The 8,972-nt window shown below is 64.3% G+C and carries 14 protein-coding genes and 1 riboswitch; of the genes, 3 read left to right on the forward strand and 11 right to left on the reverse strand.

Annotation, left to right across the window (positions count from 1 at the left end; genetic code table 11):
• Nucleotides 1-92 precede the first annotated feature (92 nt).
• The gene (locus NEI07_RS00625; RefSeq protein ID WP_256032014.1) at nucleotides 93-464 is read right to left on the reverse strand and encodes a hypothetical protein; all 372 of its coding nucleotides are present in this window, start codon (nucleotides 462-464) and stop codon (nucleotides 93-95) included.
• A 200-nt stretch (nucleotides 465-664) separates the two neighbouring features.
• Between NEI07_RS00625 and NEI07_RS00630 the strand changes: the two genes are divergently transcribed.
• The gene (locus tag NEI07_RS00630; protein ID WP_256032015.1) at nucleotides 665-1,333 is read left to right on the forward strand and encodes an O-methyltransferase; all 669 of its coding nucleotides are present in this window, start codon (nucleotides 665-667) and stop codon (nucleotides 1,331-1,333) included.
• 19 nt (nucleotides 1,334-1,352) lie between these two features.
• Here NEI07_RS00630 and NEI07_RS00635 read toward each other — a convergent pair whose 3' ends face one another.
• From NEI07_RS00635 to crcB, 8 genes are all read right to left on the reverse strand, one after another.
• Complete coding sequence (locus NEI07_RS00635) at nucleotides 1,353-1,802, reverse strand: hypothetical protein (protein ID WP_256032016.1); 450 nt, start codon at nucleotides 1,800-1,802, stop codon at nucleotides 1,353-1,355.
• Nucleotides 1,803-1,975: 173 nt separating this feature from the next.
• A complete protein-coding gene (locus NEI07_RS00640; protein ID WP_256032017.1) occupies nucleotides 1,976-2,371 on the reverse strand; it encodes a DUF2946 family protein in 396 nt (131 codons plus the stop codon).
• Nucleotides 2,372-2,456: 85 nt separating this feature from the next.
• Nucleotides 2,457-3,521 carry a GTPase ObgE gene (obgE, locus tag NEI07_RS00645; protein ID WP_256032020.1) on the reverse strand — a complete coding sequence of 355 codons (1,065 nt, stop codon included), beginning with the start codon at nucleotides 3,519-3,521 and terminating at the stop codon, nucleotides 2,457-2,459.
• Between the two features lie 7 nt (nucleotides 3,522-3,528).
• Nucleotides 3,529-4,131 carry a GNAT family N-acetyltransferase gene (locus NEI07_RS00650; protein WP_256032021.1) on the reverse strand — a complete coding sequence of 201 codons (603 nt, stop codon included), beginning with the start codon at nucleotides 4,129-4,131 and terminating at the stop codon, nucleotides 3,529-3,531.
• A 179-nt stretch (nucleotides 4,132-4,310) separates the two neighbouring features.
• Nucleotides 4,311-4,580, reverse strand: a complete 270-nt coding sequence (gene rpmA / locus NEI07_RS00655; protein WP_018409147.1) for a 50S ribosomal protein L27 — start codon at nucleotides 4,578-4,580, stop codon at nucleotides 4,311-4,313.
• Between the two features lie 66 nt (nucleotides 4,581-4,646).
• Complete coding sequence (rplU, locus tag NEI07_RS00660) at nucleotides 4,647-4,955, reverse strand: 50S ribosomal protein L21 (RefSeq protein WP_256032022.1); 309 nt, start codon at nucleotides 4,953-4,955, stop codon at nucleotides 4,647-4,649.
• A 240-nt stretch (nucleotides 4,956-5,195) separates the two neighbouring features.
• Nucleotides 5,196-5,888: a spermidine synthase family protein gene (locus NEI07_RS00665; RefSeq protein WP_256032023.1), complete on the reverse strand. Its 693-nt coding sequence runs from the start codon at nucleotides 5,886-5,888 to the stop codon at nucleotides 5,196-5,198.
• Nucleotides 5,889-6,054: 166 nt separating this feature from the next.
• Nucleotides 6,055-6,429 (reverse strand): fluoride efflux transporter CrcB, encoded by a 375-nt coding sequence (gene crcB, locus NEI07_RS00670; RefSeq protein WP_256032025.1) that lies wholly within the window; start codon nucleotides 6,427-6,429, stop codon nucleotides 6,055-6,057.
• Nucleotides 6,430-6,513: 84 nt separating this feature from the next.
• Nucleotides 6,514-6,575: riboswitch (Fluoride riboswitch) on the reverse strand.
• 347 nt (nucleotides 6,576-6,922) lie between these two features.
• Here crcB and NEI07_RS00675 point away from each other — a divergent pair.
• Both NEI07_RS00675 and NEI07_RS00680 read left to right on the forward strand, forming a co-directional pair.
• Nucleotides 6,923-7,261 (forward strand): Kazal-type serine protease inhibitor family protein, encoded by a 339-nt coding sequence (locus NEI07_RS00675; RefSeq protein ID WP_256032026.1) that lies wholly within the window; start codon nucleotides 6,923-6,925, stop codon nucleotides 7,259-7,261.
• 98 nt (nucleotides 7,262-7,359) lie between these two features.
• Nucleotides 7,360-7,683 (forward strand): Kazal-type serine protease inhibitor family protein, encoded by a 324-nt coding sequence (locus tag NEI07_RS00680; RefSeq protein ID WP_256032027.1) that lies wholly within the window; start codon nucleotides 7,360-7,362, stop codon nucleotides 7,681-7,683.
• Between the two features lie 46 nt (nucleotides 7,684-7,729).
• On the opposite strand, the gene NEI07_RS00685 is transcribed toward NEI07_RS00680, so the two are convergent.
• Together NEI07_RS00685 and NEI07_RS00690 are read right to left on the reverse strand one after the other, a co-directional pair.
• Nucleotides 7,730-8,122 carry a hypothetical protein gene (locus NEI07_RS00685; protein ID WP_256032028.1) on the reverse strand — a complete coding sequence of 131 codons (393 nt, stop codon included), beginning with the start codon at nucleotides 8,120-8,122 and terminating at the stop codon, nucleotides 7,730-7,732.
• Nucleotides 8,123-8,229: 107 nt separating this feature from the next.
• A partial coding sequence (locus NEI07_RS00690; RefSeq protein WP_256032030.1) for a L,D-transpeptidase family protein occupies nucleotides 8,230-8,972 on the reverse strand: 743 nt, incomplete at its 5' end.

The following is an 8,972-nucleotide window of genomic DNA, read 5'->3' on the forward strand; positions in this document are numbered from 1 at the left end:
ACCTGCTCTAATCGGCGCGATACGGCACGCGCGCCAAAAAAAACGCCGGCGTTGAGCCGGCGTTTGTTGCTGCAAGAGGCTGTTTCAGGCGCTTAATTCTGGCCAGCGCGAATCGTGAACTTTTCGCCGTCGCAGGCCGCTTCGCCCGAATACACGTTGCGGGCGCCCTCGACGGGCTTGCCGGTCCATACGCAATTCTTCTTGGAATCGGTGCGGTCCACCATTTTCAGCGTGTAGGCGCCGCCGGTGAGTTCGCCTTCAAGCTTGTAGGTGAGCACGGAGCCGTTATCGAGCTGCATTTCGCCCTTGCCCGAAACCTTGTCGCCTTCCGTCGCGACGGTCCAGGTGCCCTGCGCGCGCTTGATGCCAGCCTTATTGGCTTCGGTCACATTCCACTGCCCCGCATAGGCCGATGCGCTAAAGGCGACGGCGGCAAGGGCCGTCGTCAAAGCAAGCTTGATCATTTGTTGTGCTCCCATAGAGTGTTGTGATGAGCAGCATATCGGCCGCAGTCCAACTGGGGCTCGTGAAATGCGGCTATCAAGCCTTTTTGCGTCCGTGCGCTTTGGCGCGCGAACGACGGCGGAACATCGCGTGATATCACGCAAGATGTCAATGAATTTCGCCCTGACCAACGTTAAGCGCTCGATGTAAGGGACGTCAAATGATCGAAGTAGAAGACTGGCGTCGCGTGGACGACTACATCGCCGCGGCGCTGATTTCCAAGGAAGAAGCGCAGGAGGAAACGCTTGCGGCAAATGCGCGCGCTGGCCTTCCCGCGATCGACGTTGCGCCGCCGCAAGGCAAATTGCTGCATCTGCTCGCCTGCGCAATCGGCGCAAGACGCGTTCTCGAAGTCGGGACGCTTGGAGGCTACTCGACGATCTGGCTGGCGCGGGCGGTGGGCGAGGGCGGCAAGGTCGTCACCTTCGAAGTCGATGCGCGACACGCCGAGGTCGCTCGCGCCAATATTGCCCGCGAAGGCATGACCGCGCGCGTCGATCTGCGCGTCGGCCCCGCGCTCGAAATGTTGCCGCTGCTTGAATCAGAGCGGGCGCAGCCTTTCGATCTCGCCTTCATCGACGCCGATAAGCCCAACAACGCCGCCTATTTCGATTATGCGCTGAAGCTGTCGCGCCCCGGGGCTCTGATCATCGTCGACAATGTCGTTCGGGAAGGCGCCGTCGCCGACGCATCCGCCACGGACGGTGGCGCGCTGGGCGCGCGCGCGTTGTTTGACGCCGTCGCCGCGGAAGGGCGGGTCGAAGCGACGGCGGTGCAAACCGTCGGCGCCAAGGGTTGGGATGGGTTTCTGATCGCACGCGTCAAATAGGACGCGTCGTCAGCGCCCTTCAGACGCTGTCGAACGCCCGCTTGCCGCGTCGCTTATGGGGCAAAGGCGCGCCGTCGGCTCCGAACAGGGCCGCTTCGACCTGGTTGCCGCTGTCGTCATAGCGCCAGGAGATTCGCGCCGCGCCCAGATCCTTGCGAATCGTGGGCTTGCCCTCGGCGTTAAAATAGGCCTCCTCGACCTGATTGCCGTTGGCGTCATAGAAGCGCGCCACCCTGGCTGCGCCCAGGCTTTTGCGCTTCATTGGCCGCCCGTCGGGGTCGAAATAGGTCTCGACGACCTCCACCCGTCCGCGCGTCGGCGCCGGGGCCGCAATGGCTTCAGGCGCGACGCGGATGTCGCCGTCGCTGGCGGCGGTCAGCTTTCCATTCTGAGAGCAGCGTCGTTCTCCCGAGGCCGCGCTGCGCGCCCGCTTACCGAGGCGCGGCGCCAGATGAGTTTTCTGTTCCATGATCCCAAATCGCTGCGCGGTCCGATGGCTCGTCGCAACCGCCAGTCTGAGAACTGAGCGGCGCGTGCTCTTTGCGATGCACGCTGACAAACGACGGATACGCTGGTCTGACTCTCCCCCGCCGGCGGCATGCCGACATGTCGGGGCGTGACGCCGCATTGCTGCGGCAAGCGTCAGATCAGGACGGGAGGAGCGCGGGAGCCGAGCGGCGGGGTCGACGCCTCTGGAGGACGAGAGGTCTCGTCAAAGGCCAGTCCGATCGTCGAATAGGACGCGGCCGGGGGCGTCTCGCCGATGAACGGCGAGGCGGCGGTCGCGCCGCCGAGCGATGCGCAATGCACGACGCAACAGACGTCGCCGTGCCGCGCCGGACGCGCGGGCGTCGCAGGATCTCCGGAAAGCGGTCCGGAAGCCTTGCTGAAGCAGATCGTGTTGGCGAAGAGGCCAGAACCGCGTCCGCTGAACGAAACGCCGACAGCCAGGCCTTGCAAAACAAACAGATAGGCGACGAGCAGCGTGACCGCCGTCGAACCGTACTGCGATGTTTTGACTTCGCTGCGCGCGCTCATAGCCCCTCGAAGCTATTCACTGATCTCGTCAAGGTCAATGGCGACGCCGCGCGCAGGCGGCGATTAAAGGGTTCGGACCTCGACGTCAGGGACTCCAGCGCCCCTCGGCGTCCGAGGCGCGCTCGAACGCCTTTTGCGCCTCGATGGCGTCGAACAGCGCGCGGAGCGCTTCCCTGACGCCGGCGCCGCTCGCCGACGAAATGAGCAGGGGCGCCGGATGGCGATCCTGCGTCTCAGGCCCGGCGGATGCGATCGCCCGCTTCAGCCGCTCCCGCTGCTTCTTGAGATGATCCGCGTCGACCGCGTCGATCTTTGAAAGCGCGACGATTTCCGGCTTCTCGGCGAGACCGGCGCCATAGGCGGTGAGTTCGCCGCGGACGATCTTGTAATCCTTGCCGGCATGTTCCCCGGTCGCGTCAATAAGATGCAGGAGCGCCCGGCATCGCTCGACATGGCCCAAAAAGCGGTCGCCGAGGCCGTGGCCCTCATGCGCGCCTTCGATCAGACCCGGGATGTCCGCCAGAACGAGTTCCCTGTCGTCGCTGCGCACGACGCCAAGTCCGGGATGCAGCGTCGTAAAGGGATAGTCGGCGATCTTGGGCTTGGCCGCCGTCACCGTCGCCAGGAATGTCGACTTGCCGGCGTTGGGCAGGCCGATCAGCCCCGCGTCGGCGATGAGTTTCAGCCGCAGGATGATGGTGCGCTCCTGGCCCTCGAGGCCCGGATTGGCGCGCCGCGGCGCCCGATTGGTCGAGGTGGTGAAATGCGCGTTGCCGAAGCCGCCATTGCCGCCTTTGCAAATGACGACGCGCTGCCCGACCTCGGTCATGTCGGCGATGAGGGTTTCCCCATCCTCCTCAAAGATTTGCGTTCCGACCGGCACTTTCAGCACGGCGTCGGCGCCGCGCCCGCCGGCGCGGTTCTTGCCCATGCCATGGCCGCCGGTCTTGGCCTTGAAGTGCTGCTGGTAGCGATAATCGATCAGCGTGTTGAGCCCGGCGACGCATTCGGCGACGACGTCGCCGCCGCGTCCGCCATCGCCGCCGTCCGGCCCGCCGAATTCGATGAACTTCTCGCGCCGAAAGGACACGGATCCGGCGCCGCCGTCGCCGGAGCGGACAAAAACGCGGGCCTGGTCAAGGAATTTCATCTGCCGCTCACGGTGAAAAGAATCGCGGCCGGCGGGCGCCGAACAGCGTATGCGCTTCGCCGCGCTTTAATTCGAAGAGCTCGACTTCCATTTCGCCGCCGCGCGCGGGCGCCGGCCGCACGCCGCGGCCGATCGTCCGAAAGCCGAGTTTCTCATGGACATGCAACGACGAGCGATTATCCGGCCGCGCGGCGGAGACGATGCGATCCAGCGAGGTGATTCCGAAGGCGAGGTCGATGAGGGCCCTGGCCGCCTCGGTCGTAAAGCCTTGCCCCCAATAGGGCTTGCCGAGCCAATAGCCGAGCGTCGCCGAGCCGCGGCGGTCCGCGCCATGAAGGCTCACAAGCCCGATCGGCTCGTTCGGCCGGTTCTTCGGGGTGATGACGAGATGGAGGCCGCCGCCGGCGCCGTTCTCCTCGCGCGCCGATGCGATGAACGCGTCGGCGTCGTGCGGCGCATAAGGATGCGGGATGCTCGCCGTCATCAACGCGACGTCGGGATCGCCAACATGCTGGCGAATCTCCTCGGCGTCAGCCGCGCGCGGCCAACGCAGCCATAGTCTTTCAGTCTCCAGCCGAAAAACGTCGTCGCGGGTAATTTCGGGAAACATTGATTGCTCCAAGCGACATCGGAAATATTGGCCTAAGAGCCTGAAAGGAGTGCGCTCCCCACTGGCCCTTCACGGCGCTTCCGGACATCTCGCCTGAAACGTTCCCGCCTGAATTCGCGAGAGAGGTAGTCGAGACGACTGTCCGCCGGAAGGCCGGCGGCGGGTCGTCCCCTACCGCCTTACTCGGCTGCTGCGGCGGGCGCCGGCGCCACCGATACGCTGGCGCGTCCGCCGCTGGACTTGAATTCGACGACGCCGTCGACGAGCGCGAAAAGCGTGTGGTCCTTGCCCATGCCGACATTGCGGCCCGGACGCCACTTGGTGCCGCGTTGGCGCACGATAATATTGCCGCCGATGACGGCTTCCCCGCCGAATTTCTTGACGCCGAGGCGCCGGCCGTCCGAATCGCGGCCGTTGCGCGACGAGCCGCCTGCCTTTTTATGAGCCATGGTCTTGCTCCGATCTTCCTATGCGGCGACTGGGGCCGCTTTATTCTGCCTGTCGCGAGAGGGCGGTCAGCTCTCGATCGCGGTGATTCTCACAAGCGTCAGGTCCTGGCGATGGCCGCGCTTGCGCTTTGAATTCTGCCGACGGCGCTTCTTGAAGGCGATCGACTTGGCGCTGCGGGTCTGCTCGGCGATCTCGCCGGAGACTTTCGCGCCCGCGATCGTCGGGGCGCCGACCTTGGGGCTGTCGCCGCCCAGCATCAGCACTTCGTCGAAAGTGACGACGTCGCCCGGCGCGCCGTCGAGCGCCATGACGGTGATCACGTCCCCCGCGGCGACGCTATATTGCTTGCCGCCGGTTTTAATGACTGCGAACATCTTTTTTTCCTGTGTTCGTCCCGACGCTGGCGTCTTTAGCCGGCCGGCTTCTTGGCAGTTAGTGGCTTCGCCTCGAACTTGCGCCAGGCGCAAACGAAAAGCGCGGCGAAACCGCCGCGCCGAAGCGACGTTCATCTACCCTTCAAAGCCGGCGACTGTCAATATGTGGGGCGGACGGGGTGGTGGGTCAGTTTGAAGATTTAGCTTTGGGTAAAAACAGAAGCTCTTGCTGGCAAGGTTCTATTGCATCGGAGGCGTCGACTCTCTTGTCGCGATCCAGATGACGTGCCGGGCGCCACCACGTTGGCCATTGGCGCGCACCTTGACTTCATCCACGCGGAACCCGGCTTTGCGGAGGCGCGACGTGAAATTCCGATCCGGCCCCGATGACCAGACGGCCAACACCCCATCATGGCGCAGCGCCTTGCGGGCCGCCCTCAATCCCTCGATATCGTAAAGTCCGTCATTGGCTTCGCGAGTCAGGCCCTCGGGGCCATTATCGACATCGAGAAGGATTGCGTCATAAGTCGAGCGGCCAGACCGGATCAGGCATCCAACGTCGGCTTTCTCGATGCTGACGCGCGGATCCGTGAGGCCGGCGCCGAAGACTTCCGCCATCGGACCGCGCGCCCAGGCCACGACCGCCGGGATGAGTTCGGCGACAACGATCCGCGCTTTCGCGCCGAGGACAGTGAGCGCGGCGCGCAGAGTGAAGCCCATCCCCAGCCCGCCGATCAGAACGCACGGCTGTGGGCGCGCCTGAATTCTCTCGCAAGAGAGCATGGCGAGCGCCTCCTCCGAGCCACTGAGGCGACTGTTCATCAGTTCGATATTGCCCAGCATGATCGAGAATTCTGCGCCGCGACGCTTGAGGCGGAGTTCGCCCTCGCCGCCCGGTATCGGCGCTGTGTCGAGCAGGGTCCAGGGAATCACTGATAACTCTCCATTTCATCGGGAGCGGTTCATGCGACTTGGCTTCCCGGTCGAAGCGCACGACTAAAAATCGGCTAAAAGCCGCCCGTCGAGAATGGTCCCCTAAGGGTCGAATCAAGACATTCATCCGCCGCTCGGCGGGAGGAGTGGCTCGAACTCGAAGCCATCACGAAAAATGGCGCAGCAGCGACAGGCCGGCGAGGAGGCCGGCGACCGCAAGGCCGATTGACGCCACGACATAAACCGCCGCCAAGCCCAGTTCGCCGCGTTCGTACAGCAAGACCGTCTCGAGTGAGAACGCCGAAAAAGTGGTGAAGCCGCCGAGAATTCCGGTCGTGAGGAACAGGCGCCAGTTTTGGGACGCCTCGCCCTGGAAGGCGAAATAACCGACGATCACGCCCATCAGGAACGAGCCAAGCACGTTCACGGTCAGCGTCCCGAACGGAAAGCCGACGCCGATCAGTCGGGCAAGAAGAAGATTGACCCCGTGGCGCGCGGCCGCGGCCAGTCCCCCGCCAGCAAACACAATGAAGAAGCCCATGACGTCGTCCTTTTGAGCGAGCGGACGACAAACATGCTGCGGCAGGCGGCGTTTTAGGCGCGCTCCTCCCGCAGGACGCGCGTCCTTGCGGCAGGAGCCATCAGCCTCATCAGGCGGTTACCGGGAGCCCCATCCCGTGTGGGAGGCAGCATAGTCGAGGCGGCGCAAACGATCAACCGGCCGCCAGCCGCGCTCAGCGCTTCGAACTCTGGTTAATTTCAGCTCGCTCTCAGCCGTCATGCCTGGCCTTGTGCCGGGCATCCACGCCGGTCAACCGCGAAACGCATCGCGCGGAGACGGTAGGTTCGGCTCATATCCTCACATTTGCCTCGCGTCGTCGCGTGGATGGCCGCGACGAGCGCGGCCATGACGCGGGTGAGATGACTCCTCGTTAACCTGGATTGCGAGCCAGCAGCCGCATCGCCCGCGCGGGAACGCTTGCGGGCCAGATGCGTTATCTCACCGTTACGAAAGCATTTTTTGGAGAATTGCGATGAATTTACGCCTTGGCTTGCGCCTCTGCGCGCTCCTCGCCCCAACGCTCTTCGTGCTTTCGATGGCGACGTCATCGCCTGCGATGGCGGCCGGCGGCGTCGGCGCCAAATGCGGCGGCATTATCGGCCTTCACTGCGCCAAAGGCTTGTGGTGCGAGATGCGCCCCGGCTCCTGCCGCGTCGCCGACGCTTTTGGCCGTTGCGCGGTCAGGCCCCACTTCTGTCCACGCATTTTCAGGCCCGTGTGCGGGTGCGACGGCCGCACCTACGCAAATGACTGCGCGCGCCGCGCCGCGATGGTCAACAAGCGGCACAATGGCCGATGCAGGCGCCATTAAAGACGCTCGTTGAAACCGCTCGTCCATATCTGGGCGAAGCGAACGGTGAATGCAGCCGCCGTAGCACATGCTGCCGTTTTTTAAGGGAGGACGACGATATGACGAAAATACTTTGGACATTCGCGAGCGCCCTGGCGCTCTCACTCCTTGTCTCCGCGCCCGCGTCGGCCGCCAAGGTCGGCGAGATGTGCGCCGGCATCGCCGGCATTCAATGCGACAAAGGCTTGTGGTGCGACCCCGAGCCGGGCCAATGCCGCGGAGCGGACATCGCCGGCAAATGTGTGGAAGTTTCAAAGATCTGCACCAAGGACTATCGTCCCGTTTGCGGCTGTGACGATAAAACCTACGGTAACGACTGCACGCGCATTGCCGCCAAGGTCGCGAAAAAGTCCGACGGCGAGTGCCCCAAACCCTACAGGTGAGCCCTGGCGGCGGCGCGGCGCCATCCGGCCGCGCCCATTTCTTCGGCTAGTTGAAGCAGCCGCTGGCCTGCATCTGCGCGAACCAGACGGCGCAGGCCGCCTGGGCGCGCTCGTGGTGGCGGTGGGAGCCGCCGCCATAGCCGCCATCGCCGCCATCGCCGTCATAGTCGCCGGGATCGCCGCCGAAATCGTCGCCGGGATAGCCACGGCGATAGCCATTTCCGTAGCCATGTCCGTAGCCGTTTCCGTAACCATGTCCGTAGCCCGGACCATAGCCGCCATGCCCGCCGCGCCCGTGCTGGTGCTGGCGGATGCAGGCGTTGTAGTTTTGGGCGATCGCGAGGCACAGCGGCACATTGGCCGCCTTGCTGGCGATCGGCGGGAAGAGGATGCCGAGGGCGCAAGCCGCGCCGACGATAGAGTAGGTCACGAGCCGCATGCGGGCGATTTCCTTGTTTGCGCCCCCCAGCGCTTTTGCCGAGGCATTTTCGCGCGCGCCGGCTGAAACCAAGCTGAACAGTCTTGTCTCAGCGTTGCGCGCCCCGATTACCAGCCGGCGATGCGTCGGCAAGACGAATCGCCCGCGCCAAAGGCGTAATGATCGCCGCAGGCGAAGGCCACCGGCGGTTCGCCGGTCTGCTCGAAGATATCGTAGCCTTGCTTCAGATTGCGCCAGAACTCGGTCCAGCGCTGATAATTGCCGCCCGCGCCGACGAAGGCGAGCCAGCTTCCGCCGGTTTCCCGAGCGATCGCCTGCTCCGTCAAGCGGAAGGGAAAAATATGCACCTGCACTTCGTGCTGGCCGGCGCGCATCGCCGCTTCGACGAAGGCGTAGATTTCCTCGATGCCGCGGTCGGTCATGGCGAAGCAGCCGACCGACTTGCACGCGCCATGCACCATGACGAGACCGCCGGTCCGGCCGTTCTGGCGATCGAAGGCGTTCGGATAGCCGACGTTGAAGGCGCGGTGATAGTTCGAATGCGGATGCAGCTGCTTCGCTGAAACGCTGTAGAAGCCTTCCGGCGACTGGTAGTCGGCTTCCTTGAGCTTGGGTCCCAGCCTGCCGGACCATTTGCAGATTGGATAGGTCTTATAGAGCGAGAAGCGGCTGTTGTTCTTTCGAAGCCAGAGCTCGAGCTGCCCTTCCTGCTTGAAGATGCGCACGAAGACCTGATCCCCCATGCCGAAGCGGATCGGGGCCTCCTGCTGAAAGGCGTCCTCGGGCGCAGCCCGCAAGGTCGGCTCGACGGCGCGCGCCACCTGGGTCGGCGGCGCCGACGCCGGGGCTG

This window comes from Methylocystis suflitae (genome assembly GCF_024448135.1).
GTDB classification, from domain to species: Bacteria; Pseudomonadota; Alphaproteobacteria; order Rhizobiales; family Beijerinckiaceae; genus Methylocystis; species Methylocystis suflitae.